At 42.6% G+C, this 19,061-nt stretch carries 15 protein-coding genes and 1 other annotated feature; of the genes, 4 read left to right on the top strand and 11 right to left on the bottom strand.

Annotation, left to right across the window (positions count from 1 at the left end; all coding sequences use genetic code 11):
* Positions 1-118: 118 nt before the first annotated feature.
* From DWW81_RS10885 to DWW81_RS10835, 11 genes are all read right to left on the bottom strand, one after another.
* Complete coding sequence (locus tag DWW81_RS10885; RefSeq protein WP_147338989.1) at positions 119-4,429, bottom strand: hypothetical protein; 4,311 nt, start codon at positions 4,427-4,429, stop codon at positions 119-121.
* Complete coding sequence (locus DWW81_RS10880; RefSeq protein ID WP_117897788.1) at positions 4,395-5,087, bottom strand: DUF6063 family protein; 693 nt, start codon at positions 5,085-5,087, stop codon at positions 4,395-4,397. Before DWW81_RS10880 ends, DWW81_RS10885 begins: the two co-directional genes overlap by 35 nt.
* Complete coding sequence (locus DWW81_RS10875; protein WP_147338988.1) at positions 5,084-6,562, bottom strand: hypothetical protein; 1,479 nt, start codon at positions 6,560-6,562, stop codon at positions 5,084-5,086. Before DWW81_RS10875 ends, DWW81_RS10880 begins: the two co-directional genes overlap by 4 nt.
* 52 nt (positions 6,563-6,614) lie before the next feature.
* Positions 6,615-7,442, bottom strand: coding sequence for a Wadjet anti-phage system protein JetD domain-containing protein (locus DWW81_RS10870; RefSeq protein ID WP_181982962.1), 828 nt, complete (start codon positions 7,440-7,442; stop codon positions 6,615-6,617).
* 400 nt (positions 7,443-7,842) lie between these two features.
* Positions 7,843-9,621 carry an aspartate--tRNA ligase gene (aspS, locus tag DWW81_RS10865; RefSeq protein WP_242989619.1) on the bottom strand — a complete coding sequence of 593 codons (1,779 nt, stop codon included), beginning with the start codon at positions 9,619-9,621 and terminating at the stop codon, positions 7,843-7,845.
* A gap of 42 nt (positions 9,622-9,663) precedes the next feature.
* Entirely contained in the window at positions 9,664-10,182 is a 519-nt protein-coding gene (locus tag DWW81_RS10860; protein WP_117897794.1) for a hypothetical protein, read from the bottom strand.
* Positions 10,182-10,496, bottom strand: a complete 315-nt coding sequence (locus tag DWW81_RS10855) for a hypothetical protein (RefSeq protein WP_022287018.1) — start codon at positions 10,494-10,496, stop codon at positions 10,182-10,184. Before DWW81_RS10855 ends, DWW81_RS10860 begins: the two co-directional genes overlap by 1 nt.
* Positions 10,497-10,499: 3 nt before the next feature.
* Complete coding sequence (gene hisS / locus DWW81_RS10850; protein ID WP_117897796.1) at positions 10,500-11,828, bottom strand: histidine--tRNA ligase; 1,329 nt, start codon at positions 11,826-11,828, stop codon at positions 10,500-10,502.
* Between the two features lie 144 nt (positions 11,829-11,972).
* On the bottom strand, positions 11,973-12,566 hold the full coding sequence (locus DWW81_RS10845) for a YdcF family protein (RefSeq protein ID WP_181982731.1): 594 nt from the start codon (positions 12,564-12,566) through the stop codon (positions 11,973-11,975).
* 149 nt (positions 12,567-12,715) lie between these two features.
* Positions 12,716-12,923 (bottom strand) — a binding site (T-box leader).
* Between the two features lie 14 nt (positions 12,924-12,937).
* Positions 12,938-13,345, bottom strand: coding sequence for a methylglyoxal synthase (gene mgsA / locus DWW81_RS10840; RefSeq protein ID WP_022287015.1), 408 nt, complete (start codon positions 13,343-13,345; stop codon positions 12,938-12,940).
* A 108-nt stretch (positions 13,346-13,453) separates the two neighbouring features.
* Positions 13,454-14,191 (bottom strand): P-loop NTPase, encoded by a 738-nt coding sequence (locus DWW81_RS10835; protein WP_022287014.1) that lies wholly within the window; start codon positions 14,189-14,191, stop codon positions 13,454-13,456.
* A 432-nt stretch (positions 14,192-14,623) separates the two neighbouring features.
* On the opposite strand from DWW81_RS10835, the gene DWW81_RS10830 reads away from it, so the two are divergent.
* The 4 genes from DWW81_RS10830 to DWW81_RS10815 all read left to right on the top strand — a co-directional run bounded on the left by DWW81_RS10830 (position 14,624) and on the right by DWW81_RS10815 (position 18,692).
* On the top strand, positions 14,624-15,106 hold the full coding sequence (locus DWW81_RS10830; protein ID WP_243004741.1) for a DUF4830 domain-containing protein: 483 nt from the start codon (positions 14,624-14,626) through the stop codon (positions 15,104-15,106).
* Positions 15,107-15,310: 204 nt separating this feature from the next.
* Positions 15,311-16,036: a pseudouridine synthase gene (locus DWW81_RS10825; protein ID WP_117897799.1), complete on the top strand. Its 726-nt coding sequence runs from the start codon at positions 15,311-15,313 to the stop codon at positions 16,034-16,036.
* A gap of 153 nt (positions 16,037-16,189) precedes the next feature.
* Positions 16,190-17,332: a sn-glycerol-3-phosphate ABC transporter ATP-binding protein UgpC gene (gene ugpC, locus DWW81_RS10820; RefSeq protein WP_117877715.1), complete on the top strand. Its 1,143-nt coding sequence runs from the start codon at positions 16,190-16,192 to the stop codon at positions 17,330-17,332.
* Between the two features lie 112 nt (positions 17,333-17,444).
* Positions 17,445-18,692 (top strand): SGNH/GDSL hydrolase family protein, encoded by a 1,248-nt coding sequence (locus tag DWW81_RS10815; protein ID WP_117897801.1) that lies wholly within the window; start codon positions 17,445-17,447, stop codon positions 18,690-18,692.
* Positions 18,693-19,061: the final 369 nt, after the last annotated feature.

Raw genomic sequence — 19,061 nt, 5'->3', positions numbered from 1 at the left:
AACCCGTGGTCGAGTAATTCGGCTGCGGGTTTCAAGTTTTGTGGAGAAGCTCAAGGCATTATGAATAGATAGACAAAAGGGACATTGCCGAATGTTGGCAATGTCCCTTCGTAAATTATCAAAAAAGTGATAGCTGCTCAGATAAATAAAAAGCGTGTTCCATATGTTGCTTTGCCTCTGTTTCAAGTATTTCGACGTTTGAGAGTGGAAGGTTCTTGAAACGAAGCTGATAGACCATATCAAAGAAGCTCGTTACAGCCGCAGTTCCAAGATGCGTAAGACAGATCAGCTGTATATGGAAATGCCTTGCTATGCGGAACATAGGCTCAAGAAGGTGAGGCGAAGAGATCGGTCCGAATGGATTATCAAGGATCAGTACGCCGCTTGTTGAATTTAGATTGTTTGTAAGGCTTCTTGTGTAATTCATAACGGATACGATCAGGGAAAATAAAACAACAAATTGTTCTCCGCCAGAGTTTGCTTTCAGAGCGTCCTGCCATGAACGATAGCGGCAGTTCTGAATATTTTTATCGATCTTAAATACATTGATAGGAATGTTCTCATTGCCAATGTAGCAATTCAAGAGGCGTCTGATATCAAGATGATCGTTATGAGTTTTCGGTGCTGTTGTATTTTCAGACAGATGCTTTTGGACTTGTTCAGTTATGAAATGATCGATCCTTTTATAAGGCTGATCGCTGTCTGGATCAATCTCAGGCAAAACTATCTGTATCATATGTTTTTTTACGTTACCGATCTGTACGACAGATCTACCAGACAGTGTTTTTAGATTATCATATAAACGTCCGGCACGCTGTTTGCAATGATCTACAAGTTGCTTTCTGCTGTCTTCAACATCTTTAAGCTGAACGGCAAGCTGAGCGATACGATCCTGATAACGCTTGATATCGCTTTCTGTTCGTTCATAAAGTGTAAAGTATTTATCTCCCTTGATATGATCATCGTCGATCACTGATAGAATGCCGTCCAGTGTTCCCATAAACAAAGTATGTGTATTTCTGAATGGCTCAAGTTCACGGCTATGGTATTTCTTTGCTTTTCCCTCTGCTTGTGTCAGCTGATCAATGCAATGCTTTATTGTATCGATCAAGTTATCAGTATCCTGCGGAATCTCTGATATTTTAGGAGTATACTCTGTAAAATCAAGCTTGTGATCTTTTTTGCATCTATCAATGCATATCCATTCTATATTCAAATCGTTTAATTTCTTTTTGCATTCTTCACTTTCTCGCTCAGCTGCTTCTAATTTATTTTCACATTCTTTTATACGGCGTTCAAAATCAGAACCAACCTCAGAACGTGGCAAAAGTTCTGCATTGAGTTCTGCTAGCTTTTCCCTAGCATGTTCCAGATCATTTTTCACTTTGGCATGATAGTTCGATGCTTGAGAATGTTGCTCATAAGCCTGCGAGTTTGCTTCTTTTGCTAGATCAAGCTGTTGTTCAGTGTCATTATAGGCGTTGGCAGAATATTCTGTGCTTTTATATTCTGTTGGTTCTATATGGAATCTTTTGATATCATTTTCTTTATGAACGATGCTTTCTTGCACCTGTTCCAGTCGCTTCTGCAGCGTTTTGCGATTAGCTGAATTATTCTCCAGATAAAGTCGGTATTCCTCGAGCATGACCGAATGATCCTCTGTAAGTATTTTAGCTTTCGGTGTGTCTTTCAGCTCATGCGACAGTTTTTGATGATCGGTCAGCTTATTCTGGAGGTTACAGAGAAGAATATCATTATCCTGTATACTCTTATCCAGTTGTTTTTCTTTCTGATGCATTCTATCTATTTGTTCAGAGATTTCTCTGCAAATAGTTTCTAATTCTGTGATCTTTTCGCTAACGCTCTCATATTGTGAGATGATCTTACAAATACGCTCAAATTCGGATCGTTTATTTTCAATATGGGATTTTGATATTTGACTTTTTTCGCTTATTTGACGATTTTCCTTTGCTCGTGCTTTGATCTCGCTCTTTTGCTTCTCAAGAACCGAAAGCTTAGTTTGTATCTCCTGAAGCTTTTCTTTAAGCTTCTCTATGCCTGCCTGTAATTGCTGCTTATGATCTGCGGCGTATGTAAATTTTGATAGTATGCTGCGTTCTGATTCCCATTCCAATATCTGATGCTGTATATTATCTATATCTGCTTTTGTTTCGCCAAGTCTTTTCTGTATATTTTCTTTATAAGTAAATGCGTCCTGAAAATATTCTTTATCATATGCAGAAATAAACCGTTCAGGCTCGTTCCAATCTCCATCGGCCATATCAGCAAGTTCAGAGCGTGAATATACTGGAACAACAGCCGATAACCATGAATCTGGCGATTGTGACAGCAATTTGACCTTCTCCTTTTCAGAATCAACGATCACAGAATAAGCAACGAGAGGATTGACGGTAAGGATATCTTCTCGTATTTTTGCATTTTGTAAATTTAGGTACTGCTCGCCTGTTTGATAAGCGATACCTGATTCCTGCAAAAAGCTCACAGCTGTTTTTGAGAGGTGAAGCTGACCTGCATTTATACATCGTAGCTGCTCGCTTAGCAATTCAGCACAGCGTTCCGTTTGCCGAAGCTGTTCTCTTAGCTTTGCAAGTATTTGCTCAAGGCTTGATAACGGCTCATCAGTAAATAATCTGTCTTTAGATATTGATAAATGCTCTAAGACTTTAATAACTGCATCATATGCTTGCTGATATTCTTTCAATTCTGCTTCCTGCCGCTTTAAATCGGCTTTACATTCCTCTTGCGTTCGGTGAAGCTCGCCCATCTGATTATCCTGAGCGTCACGTTCCTGTTCAAGCCGGCTCTCCTCAAGCAGGCACTTTTTGATATTCTCCTCAGCAAGCCTGAGCTGCTCATCGTAGTCCGCACGAATGCTCTCAGCGTCTTTCTTAGAAAAGCTTCCGTCAAGCATAATAGTCATATGCAAAGCAAGCGTTGCCAAAGCCTTGTTGATCTGATCAAGCAAACTCTTTTTTTGACCGATATCCTGATTTAAGCTGTCATTCTCGTGATCATGCTGCTTTTTAAGGCGTGAGAGCTCTTCCTTTATGGAATCCAAAGCTTCAGACAGTTCTTTTTTAGTTGCTTCCTTCTGCTTTAATTTGCCCTCAGTCTGCCTTATCAGCTCTGTTGTTAGCAAAGACAGTGAATATTTTAAAGAAAGTATATGGGAATCCTGCGTTCCTTGGTCAAGCTCTCTGATCTGTGCAGTCAATGCCTTCTCATCATTTTGCTGTTTAAGCAGCTCCTTGTACTCTTTGGCAGCGTTCAGGGCCTTGACTTTATGTTCAAGCCTGTTATACTGACTTTCGGCATCATCTTTTTTCTGTTTGCATTCTGCAAGCCATATGGTTGATTTATCAAAATCAGCCAGTGAAAGATAAACAGCTTTTGATGCTGCTTCGGTTTTGATGTGCTTCTGTTTTGTCTTTAAGTCGGATATTGCTTTTTCAAGCTGTTGTTGTCTTTCTTTGTTCAGCTTGATTTGATGCTGAAGTGTAAATGAATGATCAGCCAATTGGTGTATAGACTGTATCTTCTGATCTTCTGCGTTCCACATATCCTTTATTAGCTGAAGCATACCCTGCAGCTTATCTGTAAAATCCCTGATCTGCGACTTTAAGAGTAGATTTTTCTCCTGCCCGGCATAGCTGACCGCATAGTTGATAAACATTTCTTCAAGGGATCTTGTTGACGTATCGTTGCTCGGCATAACGCCAGGAATAATAAATTTGTCAAGTAATCTGTCGCTCGTTTTATATTCCTCAAAGAACTTTGTAATGCCGCCTTCTACTGCATTGATCGGCACAAGAATGTTTTCCCATTCGGTATGGAAAATACCGAATTCCTCTAAACGCTTCTGATAACGGCGCAATGAATCGGAAGGATAGTATTCGACCCTTCTGTTTTGCAGATATTTGCGAAGCTCGTCAAAAGAGATCGGGCGGATATGACTGCCTGTGCGCTGTGAAAGAGGGAGACTGATAAGATCGAGCTTGTCGCCTGCTCTTGTGTAATCATGTATGAAAGTATAATAACGAATGGTCTTGCTCTCATTTTCATCATCTGCTGTGGTGCTTGCAGCCAGTGCGATCCCTGTGAGCAGACTATTATGTGATCCGTCCAATGCCCACTCAATCAAGACAAACGCATGATCCGTGCCCTTCTGAAAATAATCACTGATATTACGATTCTGAACTTTTGCCTTCGGGCAAATAGGCTGGAGCAACAACTGAACGATAACAGACTTGCCTCCGCCGTTATCCAGATTAAAAAGAGTATCTATTGGTTTTCCTTCAGCGTTCTCAGTGCAGAAAATCTCGTCTGGTATCAGCTTTGCACCATTATTGAACCTGAAATTTACAATTCGTATCTTACGGATCGCTGGCATCTGGTTTTCCTCCTTCAAGAATAGAATGTATTTCAGTAATGCGGGTCTGAGATAAATAATACGGCATAAGATCATTCATCTTGACCGTTGGTTTCCATACACCGTCAGCGTCATACAGCAATTCCTCATCACGAAACTTTCTGATGATCTTCATGAAACAGCCATGTTTGGTATCTACAGAGTTGGATTCATCACCACGCTTTGCGAGCCAGTTGTCAGCAAGGTGTAGAAAATCTATGCTGTACTGTGCTGAAGCATTTTTTAAGGATTCTCCTTCAGAGCGTACCTGCTCACAATGCTTTGTGAACTCGGAAAGAAAATCTGATTCTTTGATGTAATATCTTGTTTGCAGTGTGTTTCCTTTTCCTCCGTAAAGCTCATGTAAAAGAAAGATCGCCATATAATTCAGCAAATAAAGCTCTTCAAGCTTTTCATTGCCAACGCTGCGGCGGAAATCATTGTTATCCTGCGAAAATAATTCGTTGTTTGGATCCGGCAAAAGATAAAGTCTGCCGTTCGTTTTGTAAAGAGTGAAATCAAGCTCCTGTTCCATGATCGCAAGTTCAGAAGCAATTTCCGGATCATTATAATATTCATAATACGCAGGGGACTGCTCACGGGTAATGTAACCATTTTCCATAAGCTTTGCAAATAGTTTCAGACTTTCAGGCCTCATCTTCTCACCTCGATCTTAAAATCATTCATCTCGATATGTCCGCCTTTATGATCAGACAAAGTTATAACATTATCGAGTTTATATATCATTATCGACTCCATTTGTACCGATTCTTCAGGAAGCTCGCTCAGACAATAAGAGAGATCAAATTCTCCCACAGGAACGATTATGTCATGCTGTGCCGAACGCCAGCCTGCGATATCTATTTCTCCAAGTCCATAGAGCTTCAGCATGACGTCAGGCAATGCTTTTTCCTGCATTTGTTCATGCAGCTGCGTTTTAGATACAGTGTCAAGATATTCGCTAAAATTAAAGACCGCCCTGTTTTCGGCAAAAGACAGCAGTCCTCTTATTATCTCAACATATCTTTCGTTTCTGATATCTGCCACATTTTCAGCAGTGTCATCACTTGTGATATCTATACCGTCATCTCTGCTGACCTCTCTTATAGAATTTTGCCGTCTGTAAAAAAGATCAATACCAAACAGATGCGGAAATTCTGGACGATAAAGCGGTGCAAATAATTTTCCCACATCTTTAGAATCTTTTAATTGCATTTTCTGCAATGGAAGCAGTAACTCCTGTTCAATGTCAAAGTGACCCGCCTGCAAATAAGAGAAGCTATCATCTAAAAGATCAGCATATAGTTCAGATAGTGTGAATTTCTGGTTAAATACTCGGCTTTGCTCGCTAATTACAGTATCAATGTTTTCAAGGATCTCATGTATCTCTTTTTCGGTCTGACATATTTGGCGGTCTTCTTTTATTTCAGCGACTGCGAATGCCTGCAATTTTGCCGATACAAGGCTGCGGATATCGCTAAGCTGTTTGTTTTCGTTCTCAAAGGAATCTCTGACCTGATCGACGATATCTTCGTATTCATCGATCGATACCTCAGAGATATTGATCCTACACCGAAGCATAAAGTCGTCCATTCTTGTTTTCAGATTTCTGACCCTGCTAACTAATTCACGGCTTTCACGAAGTGCTTTGCCATAGTTGCCACGCTTAATAAACTCTTGTAACTTGAATCGGCTTACAGAAAAGTCCAATTCGCTGTCGATCTCCTTGGTTCTGAAAAGAAACTCATAGGCTTCATTTGTCAGAACATAGCTTCCGCTTTGCTGCTCGAATAAGATCAGAGAGCCCTGTTCATGGAATTTTTCGTCATGACTGTCGAACGTTTCAAATCTTCGCACTTTTCCTCCGCTTTGCAGTACATCTGTTACGATATAATCTGTCAGGGTCTTTGCTTCCTCTGGCTCATATCCATAAATATCGGCTAATTCACGCAGAAATACTGTGATATCCTGCTTGGTACAGCGTTCGCCATAGCGAAGTGTATTGTCCATGATAAAGACCATTACCATAAGTATGAGATTATCGGTTTTATCATCATCATTATGCAATATTTCACGGATCTCGGTGGGCTTGCTTCTTTGTAGCCAGTATTTGATGAGATTCACGAATCGCATACGTTTTTCAAAATCTTGTAATAATTCTTTGGAACCTGCTGAGATCATTATTTTACCTCATATTATCTGCCAGTACGGGATATGAGAGTATCTCCTGTGGCAATCGTTTATTATCCTCGATTATTTGTGTGATCTGCTTTTGCTCATCATCAGAAAACAAGGGCAATATCCCTGACATTTCGGGAATGATGAGTCTTCCGTCGCTGCTGTCAGGGAGCCTTATGCTTCGGCTCAGTTCCAGCATTTTCTGATATGCAGGAACGAACAATTCAATATGAAGATCTTTTGCTTCCTTGCAAAGACGAAGAAAAATGTCAAAACCAGCTCTGTCAATATCTCCGCAATACAGAAATCTTGTTTCATCTGCTCCTAAATATTGTGCGTAGGAACGAAATTTTTCTTTTCCTGTAATGTCATTCCCCTGACCAAAGATCACTCCGTCGATCTTAGTATCAAATATCGAGCAGGCTCCGGAGCTATACATTAAGCGTCTTATATTGAACCAGATATCCTTGTTTTCGCAAATAATCAATGTCATTCTGTTTTTACGAACGGGAATATAATCGGAAAAGCACTGTTCCGGTGTTTCGTAAAATTTAAGCACATCACCAGTGATGCCCATTCTTTCTAATAGTCTTAAATGGTCGTCTAATTTTTTCTCGTCACCAAATATAGAAAAGGAACGTTCACGTCGGGACATCATATCACTGTCCTTGTCATACGTCAGCCATTCACTTAATCGAAGTAAAAAAGCCTTATTTTTTACAAACTGTATTCGATTGCGAAGAAGATATTCATTCTTTGTCAGCCTTGGATGGAGAGCATCGATCTCATAACGTGATATTTGCTGTGGCTTTTCTATAGAGATAGTATATCTCATATATAGTGGTATTTTCAGATTGCCATTTGTTCCACTGCTTTTGACAGGAGTCAAAATGCCCTGCGCAGTAAGCTCGCTGATCTGTTGGGCTAACTGTTCATGATCTTGACATATTCGGTTTAGCTCCTCCAGTGAGATCCGTTTTCGAGTATGATCCTGCAGAGCTTTATATAACGGATTATTGTTTTTGTTCATACTTTGCCACCTCTGTTCTGAATTAATAACAACATATACATATTGTATCATGATTTAGTCAAAAAAACAAGTTATTATTAACAAAAATGGTGTGCTATATGGTTTTATACGTTATTATAAAGTAAAGGGCAGATACCTCGATAATGAAGTATCTGCCCTTTGTGATTCATAACTGTAATAAAGGATCTACTTTGGTTAATGCGAATTATTCTTCTATTTCTGTGGTCTTGATGTGAAGCTCTTCAAGCTGCTTCTCGTCTACTGTGGACGGACAAGCACTCATAAGCTCGCTGGCGTTCTGTACCTTTGGGAACGCTATTACATCTCTAAGGCTGTCGGCGTTGCAGATTATCATGGAAAGTCTGTCAAGTCCTATGCCCATGCCGCCATGCGGTGGTGCGGCATAACGATAGGCGTCTACGAGGAAGCCGAACTTTGCTTCTATCTCTTCGTCTGTCATGCCCAGTGCTTCAAACATTTTCTGCTGAAGCTCAAAGTCTGTTATTCTCATTGAACCTGATGAAAGCTCTGTGCCGTTGAGGACAAGATCCCACGCCTTTGCACGGACGTTTGCAGGGTCGGTGTCAAGATAGTCAAGGCACTCCTCCATTGGCATTGTGAATGGGTGGTGCGCTGCTACCCATGTGTCGTTCTCGTCGTCATACTCAAAGAAAGGCATTTCTGTTATCCATACAAAATTGAACTTGCCCTCTGGGATAACGCCAAGACGCTTTCCGCAGATAAGTCTGAGTGCGCCCAAAGTTGGAAGAACTACCTTGTTCTTGTCGGCACAGATAAGAACGAGGTCGCCCTTTTCTGCTCCAACGGCTGCGTTTATCTTCTCAAGATCGCCCTCGCCAAGAAACTTCTTGAATGAGCAGTTTGGCTCGTCTGCCCAGCGGATATACGCAAGACCCTTTGCACCTATGCCCTTTGCGTGCTCAACAAGCTTGTCGATCTCTTTTCTTGTGTATGTTGCCGCACCACCCTTGACGTTTATTGCACGAACTGAGCCGCCTGCCTCGATAGCTGACTTGAATACCACAAAGTCAATATCCTTAACGGTGTCTGTGATATCCTGTATCTCCATGCCGAAACGTGTGTCAGGCTTGTCTGAGCCGTAACGGCTCATAGCGTCTGCAAATGTAAGTCTTGGCAGTGGGAGAGTTACTTCTACGCCAAGTATCTCCTTGAAAAGCTTTTCGATATAGCCTTCGATACAAGCCTGGATATCCTCCTGATCGACAAAGGACATCTCAAGGTCTATCTGTGTGAACTCAGGCTGTCTGTCAGCTCTCAGGTCCTCGTCACGGAAACATCTTGCAAGCTGGATATACCTGTCATAACCTGATATCATAAGGAGCTGCTTGTATATCTGCGGTGACTGCGGCAGTGCATAGAACTTGCCTGCGTGAACTCTTGAAGGAACGAGGTAATCTCTTGCACCCTCCGGGGTGGACTTCATCATCATAGGAGTTTCTATCTCAAGGAAACCGTTGTCATAGAAATACTCTCTTGTTATCTGAGCGATCTTATGACGGGTGATGATATTTTTTTGAAGCTTTGGATTTCTAAGGTCAAGGTAGCGGTATTTGAGCTTCAGCTCATCGTTTACCTTATCTGAGTTTGTTACCTCAAATGGTGTTGTTTCAGCCTTTGAGAGAATTCTCAGGTCTGTTACGGCAACTTCTATCTTGCCTGTTTTTAGCTTTTCGTTCACGCTCTCACGAGGACGTACCATACCCTTTGCCATGAGGACATACTCGCCTTTTACAAGCTGAGCCTTTTCAAAAACGGCTCGGTCTGTTTCATCATTGAATGCAAGCTGTACAAGTCCAGTTCTGTCACGGAGGTTGATGAAGATAAGGTTGCCCATATCTCTTACTCTGTCGGCAAAGCCGCATACAACGACTTCCTGCTCTGTTTCAGGCACTTCGCCGCAGTAATGGGTCCTGCGTAAGCCCTTCATTGTATCAAGTTTCATTTTACATTACTTCCTTTTCTTTGGGTTTATATTGATAAAAAATTATTCGTCGCTTTCGTCTGTTTTGCTGACGGCAGGCGGGAAGCTGTCAAGATAGGCTCTGACAAACTTCTTCTTGTTGTCCCAGAACATGAGGAACAATCCCACGAGCCATATTGCGGCAAAGCATACTGCGCCTGTTTTCTCTTCCAGTGCCACAAGCATAAGGGTGAGGAAAAGCACAAGCACCGTCCATATGACGCCCACAACATAGGCATAGACAGGCTTTCTGAACTTGCCGTATATCCTGGAGCCGTTGGGGGTCTTTTCTACCTTGCCATAAAAGCCTGTTGAACCTCCGTCACGCTTTTTAGCGGTATGGTGGAATATCTGAAAGTTATCGGCGTCTGTGCGGTAGCCATAAAAAATGGTATCGTCACGGTGGTTCTTCATGAACTTGCTTTGGGAGAGAATGTTTATGGTGGGTCTATGCTCGATAAGGTCACCGTCAAGCTTTCTCAGAACTCTTTTGGGCGAAAGTGAGGTCTCTACCTCATAGGTCATGGGTCTTATTGCAAGCATTATTTATCTTCCTTTTTATCGGGATAATCAGCAGGGTCAAAGACCTTGTCGTTTATCTTTATCTGTCCGCCTGTGTGGGTGTTGCAGAGCATACCATAGATAGTGCCGCATTTTGTACACCTGAACTGGTGGAAAAGCTTTTCAGCATACCACTTGTTGTCGTTATCCATTATCTTATCAAGTGGACAGGTCTGATAGGTCATTTCAACTTCGCCAGCCAGCAGCATTCTTGCAAGAGAACCTATGCAGAGCATATATTCCTGCGGAGTGTGTATTTCTACCAGAGGTATTTTCTCGCACTGTTCACATCTCATTGCTTAGTTCTCCTTTCCGATAAATTTCTCTATATCAGCGTCGATATCCTTGAACATATCCGCCATAAGTGCGTTTGAAAAGTTCTCGGCAATGGTGTTGTCAAGCCTGATATCTGTCTGCTCGCCTGTTGCCATGTTTTTGAGCTTTGCAACGCCTGATTCTATCTCGTTGTCGCCAAGCACCATAACGAACTTTGCACCTATTTTGTTTGCATACTTCATCTGAGCGTTAAGTCCTTTGCCTATAAGGTCATATTCTACGAAACAGCCCTCTTCTCTAAGCTCGGAGGCTATGCCCATTGCCTTTTTAAGGGCGTCCTCGCCCATTGGTACGATATAAAGGTCGCAGGTCTTTGGCTCCATATAGTCGCAGCCCTGAGCGTCCATTACCATGAGAAGTCTTTCAAGTCCCAGACCGAAACCGAGGGCAGGGGTAGGCTTGCCGCCAAGCTGCTGGATAAGTCCGTCATAACGTCCGCCGCCGCAGACTGTGCCCTGTGCGCCTATCTCATCGGTGATGAACTCGAAAACTGTTCTTGTATAGTAGTCAAGACCTCTTACTATCTTAGGGTTGATGTCAAAGTCGATGCCCATTACGGAGAGGTACTCCTGAAGCTTCTCAAAGTGTTCTTTGCAATCATCACAGAGATAATCGAGGATAACAGGGGCGTTCTTGCCAAGCTCCTGACAGTGTTTGTCTTTACAATCAAGTATTCTCATTGGATTTTTGTCAAGTCTGTCCCGACAAGTCTCGCAAAGCTGGTCTTTTCTTGCGGCAAAATACTCTTTCAGAGCCTTGCGATACTCTGCACGGCAGGTTGGACAGCCTATAGAGTTGATGTTGAGCTTGATGTTTCTGAGTCCTGCTCTGTCAAGAACGCTTTTTGCAAGAGAAATTACCTCTGCGTCTGCTCTTGGGCTTTCAGAGCCGACCATTTCACAGCCGAACTGGTGGAACTCTCTGAGTCTGCCCTTTTGTGTGTTCTCGTGTCTGAAAAATGAGAGGATATAATAGACCTTCTGCGGCAGACCCTCGTTCATAATGCCGTTTTCAAGGACAGCTCTCATTGTGCCGGATGTTCCCTCCGGACGGAGTGTGAACTTTGAGTCGCCTGCTGCGGAAACTGAATACATCTCTTTCTGAACAACGTCTGTTGTTTCGCCAACAGAACGCACGAACAGACCTGTTTCCTCAAAAGTTGGTACTCTTATTTCTTTGAAGCCGTATATTTCGGCAGCTTCGGAAACTATCTTTTCTACAGTGTGCCACTTATAGACCTTTGAGGGAACGATGTCCTCTGTGCCTTTTGGCTTTTTAACTATCAATGCCATATAATAACGATCCTTTCTGTATTTTGTCTTGAACTTTTGAATACCGATATCGTTTAAATAGCTGTGATATCGGGACGTTGTAAGAAATGGCGAACACTGTTCACCGCTACATTAAAGAGCCTTGGTGCTGTTAATTACAACGTTTCAAATTTCAAAATCGTCAATAAAACCTTTTTTTATATAATAACCGAATTTAAGACATTCGTCAAGTGCTGTTGTGCTGCCTTTTTCGGTCATTGACCAATTATTTCGCTGTGTACTGCCACGGCTGGCGGGGCAGGGAATGATTGTTTGTGTAAAAAAATGCTCCGCAAGCTTTTTTGCGCGGCGCATATGATATGCGGTAGTGACTATAATAATGCTTTTGCAGTTTGGGAAATGCTTTTTTACAAGCTCGGCTGCATTTTGCAGATTTTCCACGGTACTGAGCGACTGTGTTTCCGTGAGTATCGCACTGCGTGGTATGCCGCATTTTTCGGCAGCTATGAGCATGGCTTTATACTCTTTCATTTCGCCTTGTGAAGTATTTTGCACTTTTCCGCCGCAAAATATGAGATGTGGGGCTTTTCCCTCCTGAAAAAGCTTTGCCGCCAGCGGAACACGGTAGTCGCAGGCTTTGCGGCTTCCCAGAACTATTATAACGTCGGCAGTTTCGCCTTTATAGTCAAGACCCTCGAAAAGAAGCTTGTCTACTATTTCGGGGGTGATGTTTTCTTTTGTTAGCTGGCTGGCTTTCATTGTTATACCGCCTTTGCTTTTTTTTGGTGTGCTGAGATAAGGTATTCGAGAGTAAGTGAGGAGCGAAAAAGCGGGACTTCGCATTTCTGTGAAGCAGAAATTGAGCCGCTCCCCTACGGGGGTGGATAAAAAAATAAAGCCGTCCCCTAGTAAGGGACGACTTTTACCGTGATACCACCCTAATTATCCGAACATCTTCGTGTCGGATCACTCTAACGCTTTAACGCAGCTATACGTCCGTTCTTGAACAAACGGAAGCTCCAAGGTGTCCTTCTTCCTGCCCTTTGTGTGAACCCTCTCACCAACGGCTCTCGCTGAAACATAAGAACGGAATACTCTCCCTTTCATCGCTTTTATATATGAAATTTCAATTATATCTTTGTAGGATTAACGATATCTCTCCAGTCAAGATCGCCTCGCTCAAGTGCGTGGATAAGCGCTTCGGCAGTGGCAATGTTTGTGGCTACCGGAATGTTGTGTACATCGCAAAGTCTGAGGAGATTCATATCATTAGGTTCGTGTGGCTTCACTGAGATAGGATCTCTGAAAAACAGAAGCAGGTCTATCTCGTTACAGGATATTCTCGCTGCGATCTGCTGGTCGCCGCCCTGTGAGCCACTGAGATAACGCTGAACGTTAAGGCCTGTTGCTTCGGCTACCATTTTTCCCGTAGTACCTGTGGCACAAAGATTGTGCTTGCTGAGTACACCGCAATAGGCGATACAGAACTGTACCATGAGTTCCTTTTTTGTGTCATGAGCAATAAGTGCAATATTCAATGGAAACCCCCCGTTTATATATTGGTATATTAATGGACAAATAAGTTTCGTTATATAAAACAGCCGCACTATGCGCAGATATCCTCACGCATACGGCTGATAATATACTCAGACCTTGATGGAGAGGGGTATATGCTCGCCCTTTATTCTTCTTGAAATAGCAGAGAATGCAAGGAAGCCCATAGAGCTTGATGAAAGCGGCGCTCCCTTTCCTGTTGCAAGAGGGATAGCACTGTCCTCAGGGATAACACCCAGAAGCTGAACGCCGACTGTGTCGATGATAGCGTCAAGGTCGTCCATTTCGTCAAACTCGAATATTCTCTTGTTTGCCTTGTTGATAACAAGTCTTTGCTTCTGATTTCCTCTCTTATAGAACTCATCTGACATCATTCTCGCATCTCTTACGCATACAGGGTCAGGAGTTGTAACTATAAGTATAAGGTCGGAATTAGTAACTATATCAAATACAGAACCGTTGATACCTGCAGAGGTGTCAATGATTATGTATTCAAAATACTTTCTCATTTCCTGTGTGATCTTTTCGATATCCTCAGCCTTGAGCTGAACGAACGGGTCGGACGGAGCACAAAGAACGCTCAGGTTTGAAGCAAGCTTAACAGTTGTTGTTGCCTTGTATACGTCGCAAGTACCCTCAAGAACGTCACCAAGATCGTATGTAATATTACCCTGCATACCAAGCATGATATCCATACATCTCAGACCAAAGTCAAGCTCAATTATAAGTGTACGGTTTCCCTGCTTGGCAAGGGCATAACCCAGACAGGCGCTTATAGAAGATTTGCCTGTTCCGCCTTTACCGGAAGTAACTGCAATAATTTTTGACATAAAACTCATTGCTCCTTTCATATATCAATCCTGCGGCTGACCGCAGAACGCATCAGCAATAATAACTTGCCCCTTCACAGCCGTGAAAAGGCAGATTTAAGAAAACGTTTCAGTACCCTCCGCAGGCAATGCGGAGAAGCATAGCGTTACCTAATAATATTGTACCACATATTTTGAAATTGTCAAAGACATTTGTACAAAAAAGTACAAAATCGTTAATTCACCTTAATTTGTACTTTTGTTTTTGTCAATTTTGCACAATGCCATATCAGTGCTACAGAGTTTGTAATAATAAATCATAGCAAACCGATAAATTTATTATACAATAATATTATTAATGCTATAAAAATTATTTTTGAAAATTATATAACAAAATAAAAAATCGGACAGGTAGTTATAATTTTTGGGACAATACATATAAATGTACAAACTTTGAAAACAGAAAGCGAGGAAAAGGGTATGTTTATCAAGACAATAAAAGTAAAAAAGCCAACATTTGCGGTGATCGGGGCGGTTCTGGCGGCTTTGGCATTGTTGGCGGTGATAATAGTGACAGTGATGAGGATATCGTCGCCTGCGGTGTACGAGATGAAAAGCGAAGCGCAAAGACAGGCGTTTTTGAAAGAAATGGGCTGGGAGGTGTCTGACGAATACGATGAATGCAAGGCGGTGACTATACCGAAAGAGTTCAATGAGGTGTATGAGAAGTATAATAAACTTCAGAAGCAGCAGGGCTTTGATTTGGAGGACTATAAAGGGAAAACCGCTGAGGTGTATACATATGCTGTGAAGAATTATGGGAATAAGAAGCAGGAGGTCAGGGCTAATCTTATCGTCTGTGAGGGACAGCTTGTGGGAGGAGATGTATGCTCAGCGGAGCTGGACGGATTTATGCAGGGGCTGAGGAAAAAGTAGGCGTCTGAGCGTGGAACGTCGGCATTATGAACAAGGGTAAACCAATGCTTCATAGGTCGAAAAAACCGATACGAATAGTAATAAAACGTCTGTGGAGCATATCTGCAGGCGTTTGCTTTTGGTCAAGTTTTTTCGCATATTTGACTTTTGGCGGTATCGTATGCTATAATCTTTAGTAAGAAAATTGTCAGAAAGGCTTTTGCTATGAGACTTGATAAATTTGTTTCTTCACAGCGTAATGATATTTCCCGAAGCATGGTGAGAGAGCTTTGCAGAAAAGGTCAGGTGACTGTAAACGGAAAGGTCGCCAAGGCGGCTGATGCTAAGGTCAGCGAAAACGATATTGTTGCTGTAAAGGGCGTGGAGATATGCTATAAAAAGTTTGTCTACATAATGATGAACAAGCCGCAGGGTGTGGTTTGCTCCACTCGTGACGGAGAGTCGAAAACTGTCCTTGAGCTAGTACCTCCTGAGATGTTCAGGGAGGGACTTTTCCCTGCGGGCAGGCTCGATAAGGATACTGAGGGCTTTGTGCTTCTCACTGATGACGGAGCTCTCGCCCACAGAATGTTGTCCCCCAAGACTCATGTTCCGAAAACCTATTTCGTCAGACTTCGTGACCCTTGGCAGGAAAATTATGCTCAGGCGTTCGCCGAGGGCATGACTATCGACGGCGGAGAGAAATGTTTGCCTGCGGAATTTTCCGCAAGTATGAACTGTCCCGATGAATGTACTGTTGTGCTTCATGAGGGTAAGTATCATCAGGTCAAGAGGATGTTTGAAAAGCTGGGAAATAAAGTTGTTTTTCTTAAGCGGATAAAGATCGGAGAACTGCCTTTAGATCCGGATCTGCCCCTTGGAAGCTGTTTAGAAATAATGCACAAAGATGTTGAAAGATTATTGACAGCGAAATCGTTTAAATGTAAGTAATTACCTATTCTATGTGAATTTTCGTCAATATTCATAATGAGATATAATAAAGTTTAGTAAAAAAAACTCTTGCGGGTATGTTAAAAATTTGTTATGATAATAGCATAGCTAATTAGGATATTAGTAAAATTCAAATAGGGAGGTCCTTTTTTAATGGCAAGTGTATCATTAAGGGAAATTTATAAGAAGTACGCAGGCGGCGTTATCGCTGTTTCAGACTTCAACATCGAGATCAAGGATAAGGAGTTTATCATCCTCGTAGGTCCTTCTGGTTGTGGTAAGTCTACAACACTTAGAATGATCGCAGGTCTTGAAGAGATCAGTGAAGGTGAGCTTTACATCGGCGACAGACTTGTAAACGACATCGCTCCTAAGGATAGAGATATCGCAATGGTATTCCAGAACTACGCTCTGTATCCTCACATGACAGTATTTGAGAACATGGCATTCGGTCTGAAGCTCAGAAAGGTACCAAAGGACGAGATCGCAAGAAAGGTAGAGGAAGCAGCAAGAATACTTGACATCGCTCACCTTCTTGACAGAAAGCCAAAGGCTCTCTCCGGTGGTCAGAGACAGCGTGTAGCCCTCGGTAGAGCTATCGTTCGTGAGCCACAGGTATTCCTTCTTGACGAGCCTCTTTCAAACCTCGACGCTAAACTGAGAGCACAGATGAGAACTGAGATCTCTAAGCTCCATAAGAAACTCGGTACAACATTCATCTACGTAACTCATGACCAGACAGAGGCTATGACAATGGGTGACCGTATCGTAGTTATGAAGGACGGTTACATCCAGCAGATCGACACACCAACAAATCTTTACAACGATCCAGTAAACCAGTTCGTTGCAGGATTCATTGGTTCACCACAGATGAACTTCATCGACGCTAAGCTTCTCAAGGTAGACGGCAAGTATGTTGTTGAGTTCGGTTCTGAGGATACAAAGACAACAAGAGGCGTTAAGTATCAGGTAGCAGTTCCAGAGTCTAAGGTAGATCCTGAGGTTCTTGAGCCACTGGTTGATCAGGAAGTTGTTCTTGGTGTTCGTCCAGAGTGTATCCACGATGAGCCTGCATTCCTCGCTCAGGCTACAACAGGCGTTATCAACACAACTGTTGAAGTAACTGAAATGATGGGTGCTGAAACATATCTGTACCTCAACTGCGAGGGTATCCAGCTCACAGCTAGAGTTTCACCTCGTTCTGACGTTCGTCCACAGGATGAGCTTAAGGTCGCTATCGATCCTAACAGAATCCATATCTTCGATAAGGAAACTGAGAAGGCAGTTCTTAACTAATAAGAATTTTTATCATATTGATATAACCAAAAAGTACGGCTTTGTCCGTACTTTTTGTGTTATATGCGGTATGAAACCGATTTCGTTATCATAGATTAGAAAGGTACAAATAATGAATACAAAAAAATTGTTGGCAGTGCTTGTGAGTGTTGCTATGTGCGGAGCGGCTTTTGCAGGCTGCGGAAATAATGCGGACAGCTCAAAGGCTGAAAGCAAAGCGGAGTCTTCAAGCTCGCAGGTCGAAAAAATGCCTGAAACTGACGAGGAGTGGACGCAGGCTATGTATGACAAGGCTATGGTGTCATACGGCAACACTTCTATGATGCAGAATGTTATAAAGAAAGCGCAGTCAGGGGAAAAGGTCACTGTGGCGTATCTTGGCGGCTCTATCACTGAGGGTATTTCTGCCGGTGCAGACGGCTGTTATGCTAAACTCACTTATGATTATTTTGCACAGAAATTCGGTACGGGGGATAACGTTCAGTATGTGAACGCAGGCCTTAGCGGTACGCCGTCTAAGCTTGGAATACTCAGGCTCGACAGAGATGTGCTGGCTTATGAGCCCGACATATGCTTTATCGAATTTGCAGTAAATGACGGCATGGAGGCTGACTATCAGAACGCTTACGAGTCAATAGTCAGAACGCTTTTGCAGAAGAATATCACTCCTGTTCTGCTGTTCTCGGTGACAGAAAGCGACCATTCTGCTCAGGATTATATGAAGCAGATAGGCGAGTTTTATCACCTGCCGATGATATCATACTGTGACGCACTAAGATATCTTTTCGCAAACAACAGAATGACTTGGAAAGATTTCTCTGACGATCAGTCACACCCTAACGATGAGGGCCACAAGCTTGTGGCTTCAATGGTGGACTACTATTTTGACACGGTTATGGACGTTGCGCCAGAGGGCGATTATGTTATGCCGACAGACACTGTTTTCTCTCCGCGAGAGGTGGACGCTCATATGTATGAGGGCGACAGCCTTACGCCAACAAGCCTTGGAAGTTGGAAGGAAGGCTCTACTATTGCAAGCTTTACAAATGGCTGGACTTACGACAACACCGGAGATAACAGCCCTATCGTATTCGAGTTCAAGGACAAAAAATTCTTGTACATGATATACAAAGAGGTGAAGCAGGGCGAGTTCGGCAAGCTTCATGTTAAGGTAACAGCAGACGGAGAGGTGTATGACGAAAGCGATTACGATACCATAAGTCCGTCAGGCTGGGGAAATGCTCAGATACAGAATATCGCCATGATGCCTGAAGCAACTAACTATACCGTTGAAATATCAATGGCGGCAGGCGATGAGGACAAGCATGGAGAAGTGCTTGCATTCGGTTATACTGAATAGCGGTTTGAAATTTTAGCAAAAATAATAAGGCAGATGGTTTTTTAGCGGCTGTGGGAACGGCTTGCTCTGGAAAACCGTCTGCTTATTTTTGTGTGTATTTGTGTGGTGTTATGTTTAGAATTGTAGGGGACGGCGCCCTCGACGTCCCGTTCGGAGCGGTGTGGTTTCAATTTGTCACTAAATATAAGAAGCAGAAATGCGCTGCTCCCCTACATTGTTCGTGCGTTGTTTCGCAAATTGTTGTCAACAATAAGATAACAAAAGTTGTGTCATTGTCACAGAAATTCGTGAAATCAGGGCGGATTAACTGCATTTTTGTGTAGGTTTGTCAATCATATTGGACACTATTATTAAGAAATTCGATAGGCG

The sequence above is a fragment of the Ruminococcus sp. AF17-1AC genome (genome assembly GCF_003461385.1).
GTDB lineage: Bacteria > Bacillota > Clostridia > Oscillospirales > Ruminococcaceae > Hominimerdicola > Hominimerdicola aceti.
Note: the sequence above shows the minus strand (reverse complement) of the source record. Positions and strands in the feature narration are given on the sequence as shown.

What these genes read in the sequence shown, in the direction of transcription:
- DWW81_RS10880 (WP_117897788.1), bottom strand. Translation starts at nt 5,087, where the DNA reads ATGAGGCCTGAAAGTCTGAAACTATTTGCAAAGCTTATGGAAAATGGT.
- DWW81_RS10875 (WP_147338988.1), bottom strand. Translation starts at nt 6,562, where the DNA reads ATGCGATTCGTGAATCTCATCAAATACTGGCTACAAAGAAGCAAGCCC.
- DWW81_RS10870 (WP_181982962.1), bottom strand. Translation starts at nt 7,442, where the DNA reads ATGAGATATACTATCTCTATAGAAAAGCCACAGCAAATATCACGTTAT.
- aspS (WP_242989619.1), bottom strand. Translation starts at nt 9,621, where the DNA reads ATGAAACTTGATACAATGAAGGGCTTACGCAGGACCCATTACTGCGGC.
- DWW81_RS10860 (WP_117897794.1), bottom strand. Translation starts at nt 10,182, where the DNA reads ATGCTTGCAATAAGACCCATGACCTATGAGGTAGAGACCTCACTTTCG.
- DWW81_RS10855 (WP_022287018.1), bottom strand. Translation starts at nt 10,496, where the DNA reads ATGAGATGTGAACAGTGCGAGAAAATACCTCTGGTAGAAATACACACT.
- hisS (WP_117897796.1), bottom strand. Translation starts at nt 11,828, where the DNA reads ATGGCATTGATAGTTAAAAAGCCAAAAGGCACAGAGGACATCGTTCCC.
- DWW81_RS10845 (WP_181982731.1), bottom strand. Translation starts at nt 12,566, where the DNA reads ATGAAAGCCAGCCAGCTAACAAAAGAAAACATCACCCCCGAAATAGTA.
- DWW81_RS10835 (WP_022287014.1), bottom strand. Translation starts at nt 14,191, where the DNA reads ATGTCAAAAATTATTGCAGTTACTTCCGGTAAAGGCGGAACAGGCAAA.
- DWW81_RS10825 (WP_117897799.1), top strand. Translation starts at nt 15,311, where the DNA reads ATGAGACTTGATAAATTTGTTTCTTCACAGCGTAATGATATTTCCCGA.
- ugpC (WP_117877715.1), top strand. Translation starts at nt 16,190, where the DNA reads ATGGCAAGTGTATCATTAAGGGAAATTTATAAGAAGTACGCAGGCGGC.
- DWW81_RS10815 (WP_117897801.1), top strand. Translation starts at nt 17,445, where the DNA reads ATGAATACAAAAAAATTGTTGGCAGTGCTTGTGAGTGTTGCTATGTGC.